Origin of the sequence: Plantactinospora sp. CA-290183, from assembly GCF_050936375.1 — a bacterium.
Classification (GTDB): Bacteria; Actinomycetota; Actinomycetes; order Mycobacteriales; family Micromonosporaceae; genus Plantactinospora.
Window position 1 is genome coordinate 1 of the sequence record NZ_JBNJMX010000012.1, and the last position, 22424, is coordinate 22424.

Consider the following 22424-nt stretch of genomic DNA (forward strand, 5'->3'; position numbering starts at 1 on the left):
GCCGACGAACACAGCGGCCGCGTTGTGGGCCAATCTCGCCGGCATTCTCACCCCGTACGACACCGACGGCTGCTCTACGGCGCCCCACACATCGGCCTGCAGTACACCTGGACCGGCCGGCGACTACTGATCTCCCTGTGGGTGCCCGGCAGCGTCCCGAACGGGGCGGTCGAGGCCGCCGTACGCGCCGCGTGGCCCGGCGCGGCCACCACCGCCAACGAGCCCGCGCCCGCGCCGATACCCGCCGACACGGCCGCCGCGGTCGGCGGCCACCTGCTGCCCGTGGCAGCCGACTGGCTACCACTGACCAGCGACCACGACGCGGACCCGCTTCGTGCGTTGATGTCCGCCGGAGCGCAACTGCACGACGGCGAGTACGCCTGCGTGCAGATCCTCGCCCGCCCCGCCGCACCAAAGGCCCGCCGCGCAGCCGGCCGGCTGCGCCACGGCGCCACCGCGCTGCCGGGCCTCAACATCGGCCGGGGCCTGACCGAACTGATCGAGGTGTTCCTGCCCGGCCGCGGCCAGACCGGCGGCACCGCGAAGGCCGCGTCCCGCCCGGACCCGACCGTGGAACGCGACGTGCGGGCGATCCTCGACAAGACCTCCCACCAGCTATGGGACACCGGTGTCCGCTACGCCGTGGCCTCCCGCGGGCACCGCGACGCGACCCTGCCCTACCACCGGCTACGCGGCATCGCCGACGCGATCGCCTCGTCGTTCGCCATCTACGCCGGACGCAACCGGCTCGCCCACCGGGCCCGGATGCCCCGACCGGTCGCCGCCTGGCTGCGTTCGCCGCCTGGCCGCGGCCCTCACTGACCCGGAACTCGCCGGCATGGCCGCCCTGCCCCGGGACCTGGCGGTGCCGGGCCTGGACCGGGCCCGCGCCAAGTCCATGCCGGTGCCCGTCGCCGTGCCAACCGGCGGACGGGGCCGCAAAGTCCTCGGTGACGCCGAGGTCGGCGGCCACGCCGTGGCCCTGTCCGTGACCGACGCCCGCTACCACACCCACATGGTCGGCCAGACCGGCTCCGGCAAGACCACCCTGCTCGCCAACCTGATCATCGACGACATCCGGGCCGGACGCGGAACCATCGTGATCGACCCACACGGCGACCTCGTCCTCGACGTCCTGGACCGGCTCCCGGCCGGCGTCGCCGACCGAGTGGTGCTCTTCGACCCCGACCAGCCCAACCCACCCGCCATGAATCCCCTGGAAGGCGACGACCCGGACCTCGTCGTCGACAACCTGGTCAGCATCTTCGGGTCGATCTTCTCCAAGGCCTGGGGGCCGCGGATGGACGACGTCATGCGGGTCTCCTGCCTGACCCTGCTGCGCCACGCCAACGTCACCCTGCAACACATCCCGCCGCTGCTCAACAGCTCCCAGTTCAGATCGGCGATGACCGTCGACCTGGACGACCCGGACGGCCTGCACGGCTTCTGGCAGTGGTACGACGAACTGTCACCAGCCCTGCGCTCGCAGATCATCGGCCCGGTCCTCGCCCGCCTCCGCGCCTTCCTGCTCAGGGACTTCGTCCGCCGCACAATGCGCTACCCGAAGTCGAGCTTCGACATGAACAGGATCCTCGACGGCGGAGTACTCCTGGTCCGCATTCCCAAGGGCGTGCTGGGTGAAGACACCAGCCGGCTGCTCGGCTCCCTGATCCTGGCCCGCGTCTGGCAGGCCGCCACCGCCCGCGCCACCATCCCCGCCGAGCGGCGGAAAGACTGCTCGATTTATCTCGACGAGTGTCAGAACTTCCTGACGTTGGCATCCTCTCTGGACACGATGCTCGCCGAGGCGCGCAAGTATCGGCTGGCGATGACCCTGGCCCACCAGGACCTCGCCCAGTTCCCCCGCGAGCTCCTGGCCGCGGTGAGCGCGAACGCCCGCAACAAGATCTATTTCTCGGTCGCGCCCGAGGACGCGCGGGTGCTGGGCCGGCACACCCTGCCAGAACTCGACGAGCACGACCTGAGCCACCTGGACGCCTACACCGCGGTCGCCCGCCTCGTGGTCGACGGCCGGCAGACACCCGCGTTCACGCTCAAGACCCGCCCACCACTGCCCGTCGTCGGTGAGGCGACCGCGATCCGGCGCACGGTCGCCGAAGCCGTGCCGGCGCAGGACCCCTCCGCCGTCGACGCCCTCGTCAAGCAGTACAGCCAGAAACCCGACGGCAGACGCCGCACCGGCACGACCGACCGGGCCCGGTGAGCCGTCTGTCAGTGACCAGGCGACGGCTTCCCTGACGGGATCCGTCACGGGATCCACTGCCCCTTCCACCTCCATCGCCACCGATCGCTGACAGATCAGCGACGACGTCGCGTCCGCGCTGCACAGCGGCCTGCCGCTCCACCACTGTGGTCGATCCTCACCCAGACACCCTCCGTATGGAGGGCAACCCTCTCTCCCTAGGAGCATCCTCATGTCCGGCCGAACTCCTCCTCGCCCCGCCAAGTCCGACCCCTACCGCGACACCCGGCGCCTGACGCCCCGCGACCGGCTCCTGCTGTCCTGGCTCGCCGAGCACTACCTGCTGTCCACCGGCCAGGTCGCCAAGGCCCTGTTCCCGTCCGGGCGCAGCGCCCGGCTCCGACTGACCCTGCTGCACCGCATCCACGCCGTCGAGCGGTTCGTCGACAGCGAGCAGGCCGACTCCACCCAGTACCTGTACGCGCTCGGGCCGCTGGGCCTCGTGGTCAACCGCGACGCCTACCACGACCCGGACAACCCCTTGGCCAAACCGCCGCGCAGCAACCGCGACCGCACCGACCGCATCGTCGGCAGCAACAAGCTGCGTCACCTGCTCGGCGCCAACCAGTTCTTCATCGACCTGTACGCCCACACCCGCGCCAACCCGCAGGCCCGCCTCGACCGATGGTGGTCCGAACAGCACGCCACCAGCGCCTACGGCGGCGCCGGGGTCCGCCCCGACGGCCACGGCATCTGGACCGTTGGCGACAGCAGCGTCGGGTTCTTCCTCGAACACGACCGGGGCACCGAACCGCTGGGTCGAGTCCTGGCCAAGTTGCCCGCCTACGAACGGCTCAACCAGTTCGGCCCGACCTACCCCGTCCTGCTGTGGGTGCCCAACCCCGGCCGCGAACGCAACCTGCTCAACGCCCTCGCCGGGGTGCCCACCGCCATGCCGGTCGCCACCGCCGTCCACGGCGGTGACCCCGCCGGCCCGATCTGGAGACTGAGCAGCGACCCCGACCGGACCCGCCGCCTGCACGAGCTGCCCAGCGACCACGGCCCCTACGCGGCGACGAACCCCAACCGCTTCACCCGCCTCGACGAGCCGGCGGCGGGCCTGACCCCGCACCTCAACCTCTGACATCCCCAGATCACAGCCTCGGCTGTACTCACCTGCCACGGGTGGGACCGGCTGCGCTCACATGCCCCGCCCCGGCGGCGCTCGCTCAAGATGATGGCCCGTCTGTCAGATCGCGGTGATCTGTCACAAGCGCGGAGTCACCCGCCGCACCGGCGGCTAACACGTCTGACAGAGCAGGTCAGACGCCCTTTGCGAAGCCCCATCGAGGCAACGCGGCCTGACAGATCAGGCCGCTACGGTTCACGGCACTACAGCACCAACACATATCTCCACCCGGTCGGTCCCACCTCGGACCCCTTCGCCGTACACGGCACCTGACGCCCACCCGCCCTCACCGGCCGGTCGGCCCACGAGCCCCCGACGAACCCCGACGGTCGCTTCGACCACCCGCATCACCGCAACCCGCCCGCAGCCGACCCACGCACCCAGTGGACCGGCTATCTCGGCGTGCCCAGACACGCCCCTACCTCGAGGGAGGCCCCCGACATGACCAAGAAGTCGGCCACCACCAGGGCACTGCGTAGGACCACCGCAACCGCCGGGACCCCGGCGCCCCCTGCGGCTCCCGCAGCCATCACGGCCTCTGCGGCCCCGGCAGCCCCCGCGGCCGCCACGGCCACCACGGCCCGAAAGGCCACCACGGCCCGAAAGGCCACCACGGCGCCCAAGGCCACCACGGCGCCCAAGGCCACCACGGCCCGTAAGGCCGCCCCGGCCGCCCCGGCGGTCACGACGGTCACGGCGGTCACAAGCGACGAGGCCGTTCCGGCCTCCGCCGCCATCGCGCCGGCAGTCCTTCGCACCATGATCGTCTGCGTCTCCGACGGACTGTTCGAGACGCTGGGCAACACTCGACAACTGGAGAAGCACCTCGGCGTCTCCGGCACCATCTGCCCGAGGTACTGGGCATCGCCCAGCATCTACCCCTGGCAGCGGCGCCAGCTGATCGACCTGCGCAAGGCCAAGACCGGGCCCCGGTACTGCGCCGGCGGACCCATCCGGCTGCTCAACCTGGCCGGTATGCGCGACGGCGCGTTCACCGGCGCCAGCATGCGCCACGCCCACTGGGCGCGTGTCGTTGCGGGTACGAAGCCGGCCACCCCGTGGCCGGTGTATCTGCAGCAGCACTTGTCCGACCCGTCCAAGTACCCCATGGACGCGGCGATCGCCGATTTCCACCGGCAACCTCGGGTGCAAGCGATGCGCATGCACAACGCCGCAACCTACGGCGCCGGTCAGCTCGACCTCGCCGATCTGGAGATGTTCCAGTCCGGCCCAGTCGGATACGCCAACTACCACGCCCAATGGGCGTTGTGCACCGACGCCTTCCTCACCGAGGACGGCGTGCGGATGCAACCGGCCAGCGCGCACTTCGCCGACCGGATCACCTACCTGGAGCAGGCGACCCGCTACCTCGACTCGCTGAATGAGTCGCAGCGGCTGCTCGCCGTCAACCTTCAACACCAGTGACCGAGACCGGCCTGGCACAACGTCCCCTGCACACGAAGGGATCCTCGCCGACCGACCTGGCCACGAAAGCACACCCACAGCAGGTAGCCGCCGAACCTACTGCGTTAACGAAGGGATCAAGATGAAAGAGGTCGTCAACCTGACGCCGCATTCTGTCGCGATCTACCCCAGTGACACCCCGGATCGAATCGAGCCGGGCAGTGTCATCCCGCTGCGCGTGATTGAACCATCCGAGCAGTACCAGGCGGTCAGGCTGGAACAGCGCGTCATCAGGGACGACGACCTCCATCTCGGCATCCCGGTCCAGCTGGTCGACTTCGGCTCGGGCAACAACGGCGTAACCCCGCTGCCGCCCATGGTGAAGGGCACCTATTACCTGGTGCCCCTCGTCGTCGGGCTCGCCGCATTCGACCGCCACGACCTTCTGGTATGCCACGACACCGTTCGAAACACGGAAGGTTCGATCATGGGCGCCCGCAAGCTCGCTCGTCCGCGCCGCCCCTGACACATCAGCAGGGTCGTCATGCGTGACCGGTGCAGAGCCGCCAGCTCTGACCTGTCGCGTCCTGATTCGAGCGACATACCGACAAGGCACGACGGTCGGCCCGTCACCACCGCACAACGCATCACCGGAGACCGGTCGGGCACGCGCAAGGATCCCCTGCACCCGAAGGGATTTGCGCTGCCCGGCCGGCTCCACCCTTCGCCGTCACCGGCCATCTGAGAGCGGGCCGGTGAACTCCACTGAGCAGAGAGGAGACATCCCCGCATGTCCCGACAGCTGTGGTTCCACCTGAACAAGGTATTGGAAATGGCAGAAATCGCCGCCACCAGCGATCACCGCATCGACCTCGACGAAAACGTCGTCCCCGAGACCCCGCCAGCGCTGTACCTGATGCGCGACTGCAGCGGCGACCGATACCTCGACGACCGCCTCTACATCGACGGGAACTTCCACCCGAGCCTCAACGAGTACGCCGTCGACGCCGAACCGCTCCGCACCGCTCACGGCGGACGCCGCTATGGCGGCATCACCTGGACCGAATGGCTGGGCGGGCCACCCCGAGGCCCGGTACCGGTCCAGGCCCAGATCAGGCTGCTCGACGACAGTCGTCTGCTCGACCAGCTCCGCGCTGGCTTCACGGCCGGCTGTGAGGTCTTCGCCATCGACATCGCCGCCGACGGCCGCCTGAGCGCCTGCGTCATCCGGCGTCACCGCAGGCGGGATCCCCACGACCGTCGCGTGGCCGCCGTCAATGTCCACCACGAGTGACGGTCGGAACCCGTGCTGTCCCCTTCCTCCTGCCGGGACTGCCCGCTGCTCCGACCGGCTCCACCCCGCCGCACCAGCCGCATGTCTGGCGACCAATGAGAGGAAAGAACCGAACGTGCCCCGACGACTTTGGTTCGACCTGACCAAGGTGCTGCAGATGGCCACATCCGCAGCCACCGCCAAACACCGCGTCGACCTCGACGGCAACGTCGTCCCCGACGCCCCGCCGGCGCTGTACCTGATGCGAGGCGGCGGGGGCCCGTACCTTGACGACGGCCTCTACATCGATGGGAACTTCTACCCGAGCTTCAACGAAGACGCCATCGACGCCGAACCGTTCCACAGCACCTATCACGGACGCCGCTTCGGGCACGGCATCACCTGGACCGAATGGCTCGGCGGACCGCTACGCCACCGCAAGCGTGTCCAAGCGGAATTCCGGCTCATCGACGACAGCCGCCTGCTCGGCCTGCTCCGCGCGGGCCACGCGGCCGGCTTCGACATGTTCACCGTCGACGCCTCTTTGCAGCCCGCCGTCGCCCGACGCCGCCACCGCTCCCCACGTGCCCCCACGCCCCGACGTCGCCGCTCACGGCGCAACAGCCCAGTGCCCCGGGCTGGGGCGTCCCAACCGAGCCCGGCCCGCAAACCGGCCGCCCATACCTCTTCCAAGGGAAGGACCAGCGATGATCGTTGACAGCAGTTTCGACCCCGGTCGCCGAGGCCGGTACACCCTCACCCGCATCCATCGCACCGACGGGCACATCCTGGGAGTACGGATCAGCCCTGACTCTCACGAATCCCAGTCCACGGCGGTGGTCGAGGTCCTCACCCCCGACCTGACCTGGACCGTCCTGGCCAACGAGCCGCGGCGAACTGGCACCCGGACACCCGGGCACCCACAGTTCACCCGAGGAGGCCGCGCTGAGCGCAGTGGCCGAGCGGCTCATTGCCCGTGCGCAGACGATCCTCGCCACCGCCAGCCAGGCGGCTGACTGAGCACCTCCCCGGCTGCCGAGTAACACGGCAACCCGCACCCTCATTCCTCAGCTCCTGCTCGCACGACCTGGCCGATGCCCGGCCACCCCCGCGCAACCAGCGCACTCCCCGGGCACGGCCGCACGGCCATGCCCGGGGTTCCCCACCCTTTCTTGCCGAAGGGAACCCTCATGAGTACTGACCTCGCCCCAGCCGCTCACGGCAGTGGGGCCGGAACTGATCAGCTGCGCATCGCGGTGATCGGCGGCAGCCTCACCGGCCCCGTGACCGCGCTGCTGCTGATCCAGGCCGGATTCGACCGGGTCACCGTCTACGAAGCCGCGCCCGCGTCCGCGCCGCTCACCGGCGGCCTCATCGGCCTGGAACACGCCGCGCTCGACGTGCTCGACCGACTCGGCATCCCCCAACCGGAATTCGTCGCCCACACCTCTGAAGTAATCATGCAGATGAGGGTCCACGACCGCCGGCCCGCCGAAATCGCGAGACGGGTCTACCCAGGCCGCAACACCACCTGGACCCTGCTGCACCGCGCCCTGGCCGCCCGTTTGCCCAACCACGTGCTACGCACCGGGATGCGGGTAACCGGGCTCGCCGAACAGTCCGGCCAACCGGTCCTGCAGTTCGCCGACGGGCACGCCGAGCGCGCCGACCTGGTCGTGTTCGGCGACGGCCGGTCATCCATCGGGCGCCGACTGCTGGATCCCAACCGCAGGCTGCGGTACGCCGGCTACGTCGCCCACCGCGGCACGGCGGAATGCACTCCGCATCCAGACCTGCGCGACTTCCTGCGGCTGGAGCCATGCCCCGGTGTGCAGTTCAACCTCGCGCCGGTACCTGGCGGCTGCGACTGGACCTTCTACCTCGACTGCCCCACGGCCGAGTACCGCCAGTACTTCGGAGCCAGTCCCACCCGCCGGCTTCTCGTCCTGCCCCAGCACGTCAGCCCCGCCGCCCGCGCCCACGTCGACGAACACGCAGAGCATCTCCTGCCACCGGAACATTGCGCCGTCGTGCACGCCACGCACACCCGCATGGCGGTGCCGGTGCTGGACATCGCACCACCCACCCGCATGGTGTGGCCGATCGGCAACGGACACGCCGCCCTGCTCGGTGACGCCCTCGCCCCAGTGCGCCCGCACACCGCCCGCGGCGCCAACAACGGAATCGAACAAGCCGCCGGGCTGGTCACCGCCCTGCTCCAGCACCACAGATACGGCGCCGACCTGCCCGCCGCACTGCAGGGCTGGCAACGCCGTCACCTGCCCGCCGCAGTGGCCGCCGTGCACCGCGGACCGACCATCGGCCAGCGATTCGGACTCGGCACGGCCTGACCGGCCACGAGCACCGCCCCACCGCCGACACAAGCCCAAGGGCACCATCTACAAACCGCACAAACAGCTCCCCCGCCCGCACCAGCCTCGCGGGGGTCTCAGCATGCCCTACAGCGAAAGGACCCACTGGTGGCCAAGAAGACCATCTACCTCATCTCCGACGACCTGGACGGCTCCACCGGAGACGTCCGAACCGTTCGGTTCGGCGTCAACGGCACCGCCTACGAGATCGACCTCTCCGCGCAGAACCTCGAGAAGTTCGAGGCCGCCCTCGCCCCGTACATCGATGCCGCCCGGCGCATGCCCAACGGAATCCACCGCCAGGCGAACGGTGGGCGAGCACCGCGCCGCACCAGCCGGGCGACCACCAAGCGTAACGCCGCTATCCGCAATTGGTGGTTCACCGCGGACTGGCACCAGCTGGAACTCCCTCAGCCCCGCAGGCGCGGCTCCATCCCTTCCAGTGTGCGGACCGCATACGACGAAGCCCACCCGGGAGACGCCCCACGTCATCTCACTGATCGATGACCTACCCGGCCCGGACCACGTAGTCCCAGAGTTCGGTCCCTCCACTTGATCTTCACTGCTTCCGAAGCGTGCATCAGTGCACGTCCCCGTCCGCTGCCATAGAGAAGGAGAGAACACGCGCATGAGCGAGAGCACGACCAGTCCTCCACCCGGCGCATCCGAGCGGCTGCTGACCGGTCTAGCCGAGCACGGGCCGATGACCGCCGCGGTGCTGGCCGGGCACATCGGTATCGGCTACTCCACGGCCACCTCCCGGCTGCGGGAGTTGGAGGGTCTCGGCCACGTGGAGAAGACCCGCACCGGCAAGTCCACGGTGACCTGGCAACTCACCGACCAGGGCGCCGAAGCAGCAACGTCGACCGGCGAGCGTCACAGCAGCCCAACGGAGACACCGGCGATCGTCGGCCAACCCAGCGAGACAGGTGGGGCCCCAGTCACCGGTCTCACCTCGTCAGGCACCCCTCAACCCGACCCGGACGACGCTGCCCAAGCCGACGCGCCGGACAACGACGACAACGCGGCCAGCGGTGATGCCGCTCCCGGGCCGGAGGTCGGAACCACCAGGAACCTGAACGGGTCCACGGTTCAGGCAAAAGACCTCGGGATTGCGGCTGGCGGGGACGGCGCGCAGGGCTCGTCCGCCAACACACGGCCTGCTAGGGCGAGGCGCCGCAAGGGCGAACTCCGCGCCGCCGTCCTCGCACTGCTGAAGGCCAAGCCGGGGAAGCCCTACAAGGTCCAGGAGATCTGCCACCTGCTCAACGCCGGCACGACTGCCAGCAAATTCAGCAACGGCGCCGTCGCCAACGCACTGAACAAGCTCACCGAAGACGGCAGCGTCCAGCGGCTCGAAGACAACATCGCCACCTACCAGGCCCCGTAGGCCACCTTCCATCTCGGCAGCCCGGGGGCGGGCGTCAACGTTGGCACGCACGCCCACCCCCGGTGCTCCTTCATCACCAAGGAGCGACACAAGTGTCTCAAACAGCCACCTGGCTCGTCACCGCCGCCGGCGGCGTCGTCGCCGGACTCGTTCCCCCAACACTGCTGGCCCTGTCGCTACGCAACCGTCTAGTGGCCACCCGCCATCGCCTGCTCGCACTCGAGGACGAGGCGGAAACGGAAATTCTGGAACTGGAAGCCCAACGCGACGAGTACCGAACGCAAGCGACCCACGATCAGATGACCGGGTTGCCGAACCGCCGCGCGGCTACCGCGTACCTGACCGACGCGCTCAACGCTCCCGAGCAGATCGGCGTGGTCGTCCTCGACCTCGCGCGCTTCAAGGAGGTCAACGACCGCCTAGGACACCGCACCGGGAACACCCTTCTGGCCCAGGTTGGCGAACGGCTGCGTCGGATAAGCGGCCACTTCGTCTACGCCGCCCGGCTCTCCGGCGACGAGTTCACCCTCATCGTGCACGGCAACGAAGCCGACACGGCGGCCATCGCGGCCACAGCGCGGCGCGAGATCAGCGACACCGCCTTCCAGATCGGCAACGAGAAGGTCACCGTCACCGCCAGCGTCGGCTACACGGTCACCGACGAAACCGATCGCGGCGCGGAGGATCTGCTGCACCGCGCCGATGTCGCCATGTATTGGGCGAAGGCCAACCACTGTGAGGTGTATGGCTACGCCCCCCACATGGGCGACAGGCCACGCGCCGGGCGACCCCGCGACTGGCCGCGCCGGCGCTGACCGCACCCAAGCCATCAGATTCCGGCCGCAGACGGCCCCCGCGTCCTCCCGATCCGGGCTGTCCGCTTCCCAACGGCGCCGCGCCCTCTCTCCGCCAACCTCGGCATTCCGTGTGCCGGCACCCCGCTCACCAGACCAGGAGTCGCCATGTTCGACCAGCCCCGCAAGCCACACAGCAACGTCCCAGACCAGGGCAAGCAACAACTCACCCGAACTCACATCCACCTGCTTCAACCCGGCGAGGCAGACCATTCCGCGTCGGCGGGGGCAGGCCCACTGACCGCCACAGCAGTAGGCGGGCGCTGATGGGACACATCATGCTGGCCGTGCTCGTGCCGGCCCGAGCCACCATCGACACCGTCGACAACCACCTGGACCGGCTCGTCGGACGCCGCCGACGTGCCCTCAGGATCGACGGCTACCGCCTGGGTGGCCAGGTCACCGGCGCATGGGACCTCACATACGACCCCACCCGAGACCCGGCCAACCACGAACTGTGCAGCCACTGCCAGGGCAGCCAACGCCGTAACGGCGGCGTCTGTCAGACCTGCGCCGACGCCGCCGACATGGGTCGAGCACCGGGCACGGTCGTGAAGTGGGACGTCGCCACCTGGAAGCGCTACCCCGGCGACCTGGTGCCGTTGCGGCACCTCTACCAGCCCAGCTGGTCGTTCCGGCCGCACCGAAGTCCCCAGGCGTGGGTGGACGGCGCCGGCGTGCGATGGCTCGACACCGAGCTGCGTCTCCACCCGGGCAACACCGACACGGACATGCCGCCGAGACTTCGGCAGGTTCTCGCGGACCTGCGCGCCGGACGACGCGACCCGAGCGGCGGTACCAGTTCAGGGCAAGGCATCCCACGAGCCGGTCACATGACCGGCGCACCACACGTGGTCGGGCCTGCCCGACCAGCGGCCTTGCAGGCTCGGGCGACCTTCGACGTCAACCGCTGGCGCGTGGCCGCCGTCGACGCGCAGGGATGAGGAAGGCCTCTAGCGACGTGACTAAGTGAGGCAGGAAAGACCTACACCATCTCCCTCCGCTTCCTCGAAGACCAACACCAACTCACCCCGCTGGCCCCTCTCGTACGTGTTGGGTCCCCCGGCCGCCCGCCCTTGGCCGGGGGACCCAACACCTTTCAATCCCTAACCTTCCAAGAGAGAGCGGAACACCTGATGTCCGAGGCCAACCCGCATCCCCAACAGCCCGTCGCCACCGTCGAGCCGATCTTGACCACTACCCGGGACCGGTTCTTTCCCGAGCACCCGATGCCGGCGCCGTGGCTCGCGAAGACGTCCCTTCAGTCCGCGCTAGCCGAAAAGCCGGCCGAGTTCCTATGGCCGGCCGCCGCCCTCTGGGAGGGCATCCAGCGTCACCGCGCCCTCCCGGGCGAGGCGAAGACGGGCACCATCGGTCCAGCCGAGCCCACCAGTGGCGGTACGCCGCCGCCCCCGTACGCCGAGCCATGGGCCAGATAATGAAGTCGCCACCGAACCCGGCCCACCGGCCAGCGAGCCGTCGCATGGGCGCAGCGGCGGGGAGGCAACGATGAGCGTCCGTGCCCTGGTTTCGCTCGCCATCGTGGTCACCGCCGCATTCATCCTCGTCTGCGGTGGGCTCGCGGGCATGCTCGGCGGGGCTGCCGCCACCTGCCTTCCAGCCGAGCCCGCAACGGCCAGCGACAGCTCGACCCACGCCACAGCGGCATCCCCGCCCTCTTGGCGGCCGGTCGGTCAGTGGAACAGCCGCCAGGTCACGAACGCCGCCGCGATCGTCACCACCGGCGCGCGACTGCGCGTGCCGGCTCGGGGGTGGGTCATCGCGGTCGCTACCGCCATGCAGGAGAGCACCCTGCACAACCTGCCCGGCGGCGACCGTGACTCCGTCGGCCTGTTCCAGCAACGGCCCAGCCAAGGCTGGGGCACCCCGCAGCAGCTACGTGACCCGGTCTACGCGGCGGAGAAGTTCTACCGCGAGCTGACAACCGTCGCCGGGTGGCAGCGGATGCCGCTGAGCGCGGCCGCGCAGGCGGTACAGATCAGCGCCTACCCCGACGCGTACGCGAAGTGGGAACCGGATGCCACCCTGCTGGTCACCACCATCAGCGGCGCCACCACCTTGCCGAGCTGCGACCCGGCAGCCGTGAGCGCCCAGGGGTGGACCCGACCCGTTCCAGGCCACGTCGGGTCGGGCTACCGCACCGCGCACCGGCCAGGCCACGACGGTGTCGACATCGGCGCCCCGCACAACAGCGTCATTCGTGCCGCCGCCGCCGGAGTCGTAGCCCGCGTGCGATGCAACATCGGGAACACCTCGCATGAACCGAACGGCGCACCGACCCGGTGTGACCGAGACGGATACCCCGGCCTCGGCGGGTGCGGCTGGTACCTGGACATCCGTCACCCCGGGGACATCGTTTCCCGGTACTGCCACATGGTCAAAGAGCCGGGCGTACGGGTTGGACAGTCGGTGATCGCCGGTCAGCCGATCGGACTAGTCGGGTCGAGTGGAAACTCATCCGGCCCGCATCTGCACTTCGAAATTCACCTCGGCTACCCCGCCACAGCCAATAACGCCACGGAGCCGGTCGCCTTTATGCGGGCGCGAGGCGTCCCGATGTAGCGACATGATGATGTGGGCGTCATCGAAGATGGCGCTTTCTCATCAACGTGGCGCCCTAGTTGGCACTTGCGCCAACTCGATGAAAAGCGGCCTGGTCGGGGACCCTGCCACTGCTTTATCAGGTGACATCCACGCACGACCTTGATTCGACTCCCAAGGCCGACGCCCTGCTCGTCGACAAGATCAACCGCATCGACCACGGACGCCTACATCCACACCTGGTGGATCTGCCCGGCGCCGACGCGGACACCTCCCTCGTCGTCGCAGGCGATCCGGATAGCCCAGCCCAGCGTCCGCAAGCCGCCTTCGCAAGCGTCGCGATCGACTTGATCAAGACCGGCAGCTGGTATTCCGTTCGTCCTGTCGCGACACCCGCGCAGGGCCGTCGGCTCCCCTATGCCATTTCCCGATTCCATCCGCACCCCCTGAATTTGAACCTATCACTTGATGGAGACCCCTCGTGAATATGAGCCACCCCACGAGAACGCCCGGCGGGCAAGGCCACGCCGGCGGGAGCGAGGACACACCTGTGCCAGTTTCGGCTATCGCCGACACCCTCGCCTATCCCATATCGCCCGACTACGTGAAATCGTGGACAGCGGTGCGGGCGCTGTGCGAGCTCATCGCGAACGCCCTCGACGAGGATCCGCAGGCACGCGTCAGCTGGAACAACGGCGTGTTGACTATCGCCGACGACGGCCCCGGCATCCCCGAGGAGGGACTCATCCTCGGCTACTCGACCAAGACCGCGGAGCAGATCGGCCAGTTCGGAGAGGGCAAGAAGCTCGCCTACCTGGTCTTGGCCCGCAGCGACGAGATCAGGACGGTGCGCTGTGAAACCGTCGGCTACGGGTTCACTCCGACGGTCGAGCGGCGCCGACTGCTTGAGGGCCTGATCCCCTCACATTCCGCCCAGGGCGCCGAGCTTCTCGTCTACCACCTCTACCGCAACGAGCGCACCGAGGGCACGGTCATCACCGTCGAGTGTCGGCAAGAACTCGCGGAGGAGGCCATCGGGCGATTCCGTGCGCTCAGCGAACCTGGCTATGCCCCGCCCCCGCCTCCCGGGGTGTGCGTTCTCGACGGGGAACCCGGGCGGGTGTGGATCGGTGGCGTGCTCGTGTCGACCGTCCCCGGCTTCCTCGCCTCATACGACCTGCCGTTAACCGACAAGGCACTGCAGAACCGGGACCGTACGGTCATCGAGGCCGGCGCCCTGCGTAACGCGGTCCGCACCATCCTCGCCGCCAGCGAAGACGAGCAGGTCATCGGCCGGTTCGCCACACACGTGCTCGACGGCGGAAAGCTGCGCGAGCCGGAGCGGTTCTTCGGCCATCCGTCTCCTGCCCGGGTTGCGGCCGCGTGGCGTAGATGGGCGCGTCAGCACCTGCCCGCCAACACCTACTACAACGCCTCCGGCGACGAGGAGACCGTGCTCCATCTAGTTGACCTCGGATACACCGAGGTGACCGCGAGCGGCCTGTCCGTGCACGAAAAGTGGGCGTTCATGGGGCGTCTCGGTGTCGAAGCGCCCAAGGTGCGGCAGGTCCGCCACTACGAGAAGACGCGGAGCAAGACCACCTGGGTGCCCGAGAAGTCACTCACCACTGCTGAGCAGGCGGTGCGTGACGACGGGATTCAGCTGGTGCGTCGCGCGATCGGGCCGTTCGCGCTGCACCGGGTCCGGGTGTACGCCGAGAGCGAGGAGTCGCCGTGCGCGGACGGGTTCTACGACCCCCGCACTGGCAACGTGGCCATTCACCGCGACGTGCTGGCCAACCGCCACGAGACGCTACTCACCCTGCTACATGAGGCGGCGCACCGGGTAGGTCACCGTGGCGGTGGCCGCTGGAAGCCGATATTCGACTACCACGACCGGTCCCGTGGCTTCGAGCAACTACTGAGCGAGTTCGCCGCGCTGCTACTGGGCTTCCTGGCAGACGGCGCCGCCCTACCCGATCTGGTCGCCCTGCCGGACCCGGAGCCCGCAGCCGGGCGTCGGTTGTCCAGCGCACATGACCCCGAGGTGCCGAGAAGCCGCCGCGACCTGGCGCATCTGCTGACCGACCGCCTGCCGCACGCGCTGGCCGCCGGCCAGTTCAAAGACGTGAAGGACATGATCGCCTCCACCGCGGTGCACCCGGACTACTGGCGTACGTTGATCAACCCCAAGCGCGCCGGACACCGGCAGGTCAGGGGCGGCCGGGCCTGGGACTACGACAAGGTGGCGCTGCTGGCTGAGGCGGTCGGGGTGCATCCACCGGTGGCCTGGCTGGGCTACCACCTGTGTGAGGGGCCGATGCGCGGCCGTTGGCGCGAGCACTGGGGCAAGCCCGGCCCGTGGGCGCAGGGGATGCGCGACGTCACCTCGCGGGCGTGCAAGGAACTGGAGGCACTCGGGGGCGAGTACGCCGCACAGGTCCCAGCCCTGCGAGCCCTAGCCGACGGCCGGACAGCCATACCGGCCAACGACGACAGTTGGCAGGCGCCCGCCTGGGCCTTGATAGCTCTCGAACGGCAGCGACTCGGCCTCGACACCGACCCCACGTAACCCACGCTGCCAGCCACGCCGGATCACCGCGCCACCTGGCCGGTTCTCAAACCGCATCCATCGGTCGCCGCACCCGCTCCCCTAGGACAGCGGGTGACTCCGCCCGCGAGGCGGCCAGCGGTTCCGCCTGCGCCGACGCAGAACGGGCCGGCACCGTGGTGCGGCCAGCCACACGGCCTCGACGCCGGTCGCATAACCAGCATCTTGAACCCGCCGACCTCAAGCTCTAGTCCTATGCGCGCCAGCACCCATTCCTGAACCCGCATCCTCGCGCGGTACATCTCCCTGCCCTCAACAATACGAGCATAGCGGCAACTATTTATTGGCGGCAGGCGAAAGAAGGGTTACTTCAACATCGACGACTTGAAGTCGGCCAGGTTCAAATGTATATGTCATGAAGCGATCGAATTCCTCAAGCGCGGGGGGCCGCGGCAAACCTCGACCATGCAAAACACGCAGCAAGGACGTTCCATGCCGAAGATTCAAGTCGATGACAAAGTGATCGCCGCGCTCGGCGAGCGCGGCGAATTTGGCGACAGCTTCAACGATGTCATCCGAAAGGTGCTGGGGCTGCCGCGGCTCGAGTTTCGAATGGCGGATCCTCCACTCGCCGATCAAGGGCTCCTTGCCGAGATCCTGACTGCAGGTTATTTGCAGCCTGGGCAGATCGTGGCGTGGCACCGACCTCGCCTCAAGAAAACCTACTACGCCGCCGTTACCCCCGGCGGTCGCTTGATGACAAACGACGGGCATAGCTATGTCTCGCCGGACGCCTGCGCCTCCGCTGTGGCGGGCTACCCATGCAAGGGTTGGGGCACTTGGAAGACTGAAGCCGGCACGAGTCTGCAGGAATTGCGCGGCCGAGTTACGACTGAGACCGCCAATAGGCACGCCTATCAGGCACTGCGTGAGGACTAGCGGGTCCGGCTGGTCCGCGACGCCGCGGACGTGGTCGAGCACCCCACCCACCGCTCAAGTTCCCCCCGCAGGCCCGAGAATCGGTGGCCGTCTGGACGCCGGCCTGGATGGCACTGCGCGGTGTCGGCGGCCTGCTCAGTCCGGAAGGTCGGCCGATCGCCCCGATCGCCCCGATCGTCGCCGACTGCGACCTTCTCGCCGCACGGGTAGGCGAATCGGCCGGCACGACTCGCGTCCGCCTGGTCGACGGCGTCGTCCACCAGACCGAACGGGCCGATACCCCTGGGCAATTGACCAGCACGATCACGGCCACCCCGACGGCTACTACCGCCTCAACAGATGGAACTGGGAGTACGCCGAACCGCCCGCGCCGGGGCAGGTCACCTAGTCACCAGCCTGCCTGCCGCGAGCCATGCGGTGCTGTCCCCTGTCGGGAGAACAGCGGTCCAGCGGGACCGGGCTCCCATGCCGAGAGCCCATCAACCGCATCTCAACCCAATCCGAGAGGAGGAGAACGTGGACCAGGACTGGCTGAATCTGCTCGATGTCACAACGGCGTGGGGCGAGGCCAGCCGCAGGAACGACACCGGGCTGCCCACCGACGACGAACTGTGGGCGCACGCCCGCCGCCACCGGGCCATCCGCCTGCACGAGAAGGTCGACGAGGACATCCTCACCGCCCTGCGTGACGCCTTCAACGACGGCCGCCAGCCTGACCGCATCGACATGGACGCGGTGGTCGCCGCGGTGAGCCGTCGCGGGCATCCCGCCGTGGTTAAGCACACCGGCGGCAACACCGCCACCATCTACGCCGGCACCACGCACACCGACCCCAACGGCATCGGCTGCTGGTCAATCGCCGCAGGAACAGGCTGGTTCGAGGCACCGGGCCGTCGAAAGCCCGTCGCCGACACGAGCGAGTTCACCATAGGGCCCGATGGCGGGACCAGCTGGAGCGTCGACGTACCCGAGCACACCACCACAGCACAGGTCGCCGGGCTGATCATCGCCGCCATCGAGGAGGTCGAGCAACGACGGGCCCGCCTGGCCTAAGCCGCACTCGGCGCGGCTGGTGCTCTGGTCCGGGCGGTTGCCGCGCGGTATCCGGAACTCGGCACGGCGATGCCGGACCCTGGCGCAGAAGTCGTCCGCGAGGTTCGGAAACTGATCGCCGACTGGCTTCACGACCGGCTGCCCGCCCTGCGGGCCGCTCCCGCCCACCTCACCGCCCCGGCGGGTCGGATCCCGCCCACACCCGGAGGCAGGGACGAGACCGCCCTGGGCTCGTCCTCGTTCTGTCTAGGAAAGGACTAGAAAATGGTCGAGATCATGATCTGCCCCGTCTGCACGCAGCCGGTGGCAGACCAACCCGCCTCAGGCTTCGACAGCGCCTACCGCAGCGCTATCAACCCGTGGTGGCACCTCGCGACAGACACGCCCATCTGCCCAGCCAGCGACGGCAGCCTGTCCCAGCCCGTCTCCATCGAGGATGGGATGCCGGCCGAAGCAGCAACAACTGACTGGCTCGACACGATGCGCGAGCTGTTCGCACACGACGGCCCCTACAGCCCTAGCCGGCTGGGCGCTGCCATCGCGGCGGCTGGACACCTCGACCGTTGGCTACACATGGCAACCGGGCCGATCAGCGCCATGACGGCCCTGCCCACGCCCGCAGATGTCGCGTTCGTTATCGGCCACCTTCACCGGACCTCACGTCTGCTCGCCCGCGTGCACGCACAAACGCAGAGCTACCTTCTCGACTACGCCCACCAGCGGCGTCCTACCGGCTCCGGCGACCAAAACGGGACTTCAGGTGAGGTCATCGACGTAGCCGACGAGGTCCGGGTGCTGCTGCAGGATGCCGCAGAACTCTCCGCCGCCTCGGCGCGAGAGACAGGCATTGCCTGGTCCTACGCCCGCAAAATCGCGGCGGCCACGGCAACCTGGCCCGCGACCGTACCCCCATCGCCAACCGACAAGCACGATGCTTCACCAGATCTGCCTACCGGCACGACCTGGCGAGCCCTGACGAACCTCGCTCGACGGCTCTGGCGGCAGACACGGCCCCGATCAACCCGCAATCACCTGACGTCGGAGGCCAAGACCAACCAGCGCACGTCAGACATGTTCGAAGCATCCGCCGAACTCCTAGCCGCGCAGATCAGCTCCGCCTTTGGAGACGAGGCGACCTTCAGCCCTCAACTGACCCAGACCGCCGCCCGATCCATGGGCACCCTGATCAGCTACCTGGCGAACTGCCTCGGCGGGGCCCGGGCCACCGCCGTCCCCACGGCCCGGGATCTGGCCGATCTGGCTACCTCCCTGACCTATTTCACGCACACCCTGAGTGGAGGGCTCCGCCACCTCGCCGACAGCCCTCGGAGCCTCGACGGCTATGGCCTCGACGAAACCCACGCCTACGCGGCGCGGGCTTCGCTCAACGAAGCGATCAACGGGTTGAGCTTCACCGCGCAGCACCTCGGCGCCGCCTCCTACGCCACGGCTGGTCTTGACCTGCCGGAGGATCACCAGTGAGCAGCGATAGAACGCAGCCAGACGAAAGCGACACGAAGCCGCCCCGCACGGCTGTGGTCGACCGCAGCTTCGGCGAGCACCGGGAAGGCTATGCCCTCACTGAGATCCGCTGAATCGACGACCACCTCGTGCGCGTCCGGATCCACCGAGATGCCTACCCGAACCAGAGCTACGCCTTAGTGGAGGTGTTCACCCCCCACTAGCGGCGCTCTCCAGCGGACGTACGTGACCTGGGGCTCTGGCCGCCGCCTTGAATCGTCGACTTGCTCACCCGCACCCCGAGGCGCCGACTTGATCTACGACAAGAGATGAGCGTCGATCAGGGCGTCATCGCCCGGCCCGCTCCATCAGGGCACCACACAGCCGAGTCGGACGGACGGTGACTCGCCTGACCCAAACGATGGAAGGTCACCCGCATGTTCGACCGGAGCCGAAACCGCCCGTCCCACCAGGCCCGCGTTCCCAGTGACGTCACCGACCCGCTGCTGTGGCGGCAGGCCGTCGACGTCCTCACCGCCCATCAGCGCGGGCCCGACGACCGATGTGTCAACCTGCAGTGCGCCGACCAAGTCGGACCGTGTCTGGCCGCACGGCTCGCGCAGCGAGCGATGCGGGTCTCTCGCGCGACGCTGTCACAGGTGGCTCGCCCACCCGCTCCCACTGCCACCAACCGCCGGCTGCCGCTGCAGCAGAGGCGCGACCCAGGACGCCTCGTCGGCTGGTTCACCGCCGGTCTCGGCGCCACGGCTACGCACCTGCGACCTCGGATCCCGCAGCGGTTGCCACGCCGGATTCCCGGAGCGGCGCTGGCCGCCGCCGCATAGGTCCAGGCGTACCGATTCTGATCCATGCCCCGCATCAAGGGACCGGGCGAGACGCGGCTGCTGCACGGCGAGCGGGGCGCACGAAAACGTCCGTAACACACAAGGAGGCACGCTTCATGGGAACCCCCTGCTACGTCGGTTTCACCGACCCCGACCGACCAGAAACCGTGCACGCACGCTTCGTCCAGTTCGATGGCAATCCCGGCTCCCTCATCCCGCAGCTGCGCGGCATTTGGACGACCACCGCGAGCCGCGACACAAAGGCCCTCATCGACGCGGTCCTTGCCCACGACTGGGAGTACCTCGCACCCGACATCAGCCCGTCCTGTGTGCCCGGCCCCGCCGGGTTCAGCGGACAACGCCCGATCGCGGGAGTGGGGATGACGTTGGGCGACGTCGGACCCCAGTCCCTCACGCTCTTCACGCTCGATCGCACCATCGACCTCGGTGCCTCGTGGATCTACCTAATCAACGCCGCCGACAACAATGTGGCCGTGCACAGCGGCAGTGGCGAGCTGGTTGGCGTCCATTCCCTCGGGTGAGCCCCAGGGGCGGGGCGCGTCGCGACGTGCACACTCGCCTCGCCTCGCCTCGCCGCGTCGAGCGGCTGGTTGGCGAGCGCACCTATCCCGCACATCCATGGCAGATCTCCGCCCAGATCAGCGCGACGCAGACCGACTTCACGCGATCCAGTACTGACGGCAATGACCGCGCACCGGGCTTGCCTGGGCATCGCAGTAACCCGAAACTAACGAACAGGGAGAGTCTGGATTTGGACGCGTTCCACAACAGAGAGATACTCAAGACTACCGGCCAGAGCGGTCATACCTACGTGGCAACGGTGATACGTCAGCCGGAAGACAAGGGCGAGGGCGACAGCAAACTCCAGAAGGTCGCTATCGCTTCCACAAAACTGTGCGGACACATCAATAGGATCTGCGCGATATGCGCCCCGTCCTGGGAGCAGGACTGGGTAATCCTATACGACCGCACTGAAGGTGGTCGGCTACTCAAAAGCCGCCTGTGACATCTTCCAGTATCCCGGCCTGTTCCAGGAAACATCTGGACAGGTCCGGAACACTGCCGGGGCACCTACGGGCCACCTTTACCGGCTAACCAGAGCCGCAACCGGCGGGGCCGAACCAAATGTGGAGGGATGACCAATGCCTGCCAGGGCGCCAACATCGCCACCATCCGAACCTATATTTATCGATCGTTACGGACTGCCTTACATCGAGGCTTCTTGGGGGCTGATGTACCTGTCGCCCTGCTGCCTCGCCGCGGTCACCATCTCCATCGACGACAGGGCACTGTATTGCAAGAGATGCTACGAGGAGGTCGACGAACTCCTGAGTGGCATCCCCGTGCCACATGAACCCGCACTGCCGCTCAAGGAATACGAGCACCAGGATATGAAAACTCCGGCGGCTCCGCTTTGAGGTGCGGACGGAACGCACTGAGCCCACCGAAAGAACTGGGCACCGCCCCATGAGGCAGAACCGCCGCCGAGCGACGTCACCCCGTAGCCCGCTGCCTGCCCGGGCCACCGAACAAGAAAGAGCAGTCCGAACGACCACCGACATTCAACAAGCCGGTCCGCCAGCATCGGCTCGCCAGCTCGGCCACCAACTCCACCGAACTGCGGCAATCTGCACCGAATCACGTCGGCATCGTTCGGGAGACCCTGACCGGTCGAGGATCGGCCGTCCTCACCCCTGGGTCCACGGCCACTGAACGCCCCAACGCCAGATGTCCACGTCTGCCCGTACCTGGTACGGCGCGACCTTCACCCCCACCTCCGAGCAGGGAGCACATCGTGATTGAAACCCATCTCGTCCTGAAGTACTGCGGCGAGCGGATCAACGCTCAGGCGCTGACCGACGCCGTGCGCGCCGACACCAGCCAACCGACCGTGGCCTCGGAACTGCGCGACGCGCTCACCGCACTCAGCAGCACCGAGATACAACTCGCCGAGCTCGTTTCCAAGATCGACGGAAGCCTCCGGGAGGTCGGGCAGGTCCTCGCCGCCGGTGCGGACGACCTGATCCCTCCCATCGAGACGACCGGCGTACTCCAGGCGCGAGGGCCCCGCTTCGACACGCTGCTCGCCAGGCGCGCCGCGCAGATCGAACACCTGCGGGCCATCACCCGGCTCTGGATGGCACAGCGCCCCGAACCGGCCACGAGCATCCCGCAGTGAGTCCCGCAAGACCACCGGCTCGACCGGCCGGGGTCAACCGGCCCCGTCATCGACAGCACCATCAGCACCCACCCTCATGAAGGAGAGCACATGCACCACCTACACGATCCGTTCATCCGTCGCGGGCA

General features: G+C 68.3%; 20 protein-coding genes and 1 pseudogene. All 21 read left to right on the forward strand.

Annotated features, from left to right (window positions below):
- A pseudogene (locus ACQEUR_RS17990) lies at positions 1-2224 on the forward strand (type IV secretory system conjugative DNA transfer family protein); the annotation flags it as partial.
- Positions 2225-2435: 211 nt separating this feature from the next.
- Complete coding sequence (locus ACQEUR_RS17995) at positions 2436-3347, forward strand: replication-relaxation family protein (RefSeq protein ID WP_433032223.1); 912 nt, start codon at positions 2436-2438, stop codon at positions 3345-3347.
- A 486-nt stretch (positions 3348-3833) separates the two neighbouring features.
- Complete coding sequence (locus tag ACQEUR_RS18000) at positions 3834-4817, forward strand: hypothetical protein (RefSeq protein ID WP_433032226.1); 984 nt, start codon at positions 3834-3836, stop codon at positions 4815-4817.
- A gap of 121 nt (positions 4818-4938) precedes the next feature.
- The gene (locus tag ACQEUR_RS18005) at positions 4939-5322 is read left to right on the forward strand and encodes a hypothetical protein (protein WP_433032229.1); all 384 of its coding nucleotides are present in this window, start codon (positions 4939-4941) and stop codon (positions 5320-5322) included.
- Between the two features lie 264 nt (positions 5323-5586).
- Complete coding sequence (locus ACQEUR_RS18010) at positions 5587-6090, forward strand: hypothetical protein (RefSeq protein WP_433032231.1); 504 nt, start codon at positions 5587-5589, stop codon at positions 6088-6090.
- 115 nt (positions 6091-6205) lie between these two features.
- On the forward strand, positions 6206-6787 hold the full coding sequence (locus ACQEUR_RS18015) for a hypothetical protein (protein WP_433032234.1): 582 nt from the start codon (positions 6206-6208) through the stop codon (positions 6785-6787).
- Positions 6788-7259: 472 nt separating this feature from the next.
- Complete coding sequence (locus ACQEUR_RS18020) at positions 7260-8420, forward strand: monooxygenase (protein WP_433032237.1); 1161 nt, start codon at positions 7260-7262, stop codon at positions 8418-8420.
- A gap of 129 nt (positions 8421-8549) precedes the next feature.
- Positions 8550-8948: a histone-like nucleoid-structuring protein Lsr2 gene (locus ACQEUR_RS18025; RefSeq protein WP_433032240.1), complete on the forward strand. Its 399-nt coding sequence runs from the start codon at positions 8550-8552 to the stop codon at positions 8946-8948.
- 121 nt (positions 8949-9069) lie between these two features.
- The gene (locus tag ACQEUR_RS18030) at positions 9070-9831 is read left to right on the forward strand and encodes a hypothetical protein (RefSeq protein ID WP_433032243.1); all 762 of its coding nucleotides are present in this window, start codon (positions 9070-9072) and stop codon (positions 9829-9831) included.
- A gap of 92 nt (positions 9832-9923) precedes the next feature.
- On the forward strand, positions 9924-10646 hold the full coding sequence (locus tag ACQEUR_RS18035; RefSeq protein ID WP_433032246.1) for a diguanylate cyclase domain-containing protein: 723 nt from the start codon (positions 9924-9926) through the stop codon (positions 10644-10646).
- A gap of 305 nt (positions 10647-10951) precedes the next feature.
- Entirely contained in the window at positions 10952-11629 is a 678-nt protein-coding gene (locus ACQEUR_RS18040) for a hypothetical protein (RefSeq protein ID WP_433032249.1), read from the forward strand.
- Positions 11630-11821: 192 nt separating this feature from the next.
- Complete coding sequence (locus tag ACQEUR_RS18045; RefSeq protein ID WP_433032251.1) at positions 11822-12124, forward strand: hypothetical protein; 303 nt, start codon at positions 11822-11824, stop codon at positions 12122-12124.
- Positions 12125-12194: 70 nt separating this feature from the next.
- Positions 12195-13268 (forward strand): M23 family metallopeptidase, encoded by a 1074-nt coding sequence (locus ACQEUR_RS18050; protein ID WP_433032254.1) that lies wholly within the window; start codon positions 12195-12197, stop codon positions 13266-13268.
- A 122-nt stretch (positions 13269-13390) separates the two neighbouring features.
- Positions 13391-13732, forward strand: a complete 342-nt coding sequence (locus ACQEUR_RS18055) for a hypothetical protein (protein WP_433032257.1) — start codon at positions 13391-13393, stop codon at positions 13730-13732.
- Positions 13733-13851: 119 nt separating this feature from the next.
- Positions 13852-15819, forward strand: a complete 1968-nt coding sequence (locus ACQEUR_RS18060; RefSeq protein WP_433032259.1) for a hypothetical protein — start codon at positions 13852-13854, stop codon at positions 15817-15819.
- A 471-nt stretch (positions 15820-16290) separates the two neighbouring features.
- Entirely contained in the window at positions 16291-16737 is a 447-nt protein-coding gene (locus tag ACQEUR_RS18065; RefSeq protein ID WP_433032262.1) for a hypothetical protein, read from the forward strand.
- Positions 16738-17253: 516 nt separating this feature from the next.
- Complete coding sequence (locus ACQEUR_RS18070) at positions 17254-17790, forward strand: hypothetical protein (protein WP_433032265.1); 537 nt, start codon at positions 17254-17256, stop codon at positions 17788-17790.
- 264 nt (positions 17791-18054) lie between these two features.
- A complete protein-coding gene (locus ACQEUR_RS18075; RefSeq protein ID WP_433032268.1) occupies positions 18055-19272 on the forward strand; it encodes a hypothetical protein in 1218 nt (405 codons plus the stop codon).
- A 940-nt stretch (positions 19273-20212) separates the two neighbouring features.
- On the forward strand, positions 20213-20638 hold the full coding sequence (locus ACQEUR_RS18080; protein ID WP_433032270.1) for a hypothetical protein: 426 nt from the start codon (positions 20213-20215) through the stop codon (positions 20636-20638).
- A 26-nt stretch (positions 20639-20664) separates the two neighbouring features.
- A complete protein-coding gene (locus tag ACQEUR_RS18085; RefSeq protein WP_433032273.1) occupies positions 20665-21123 on the forward strand; it encodes a hypothetical protein in 459 nt (152 codons plus the stop codon).
- Positions 21124-21912: 789 nt separating this feature from the next.
- Positions 21913-22296: a hypothetical protein gene (locus ACQEUR_RS18090; protein WP_433032276.1), complete on the forward strand. Its 384-nt coding sequence runs from the start codon at positions 21913-21915 to the stop codon at positions 22294-22296.
- The last annotated feature ends 128 nt before the right edge of the window (positions 22297-22424 follow it).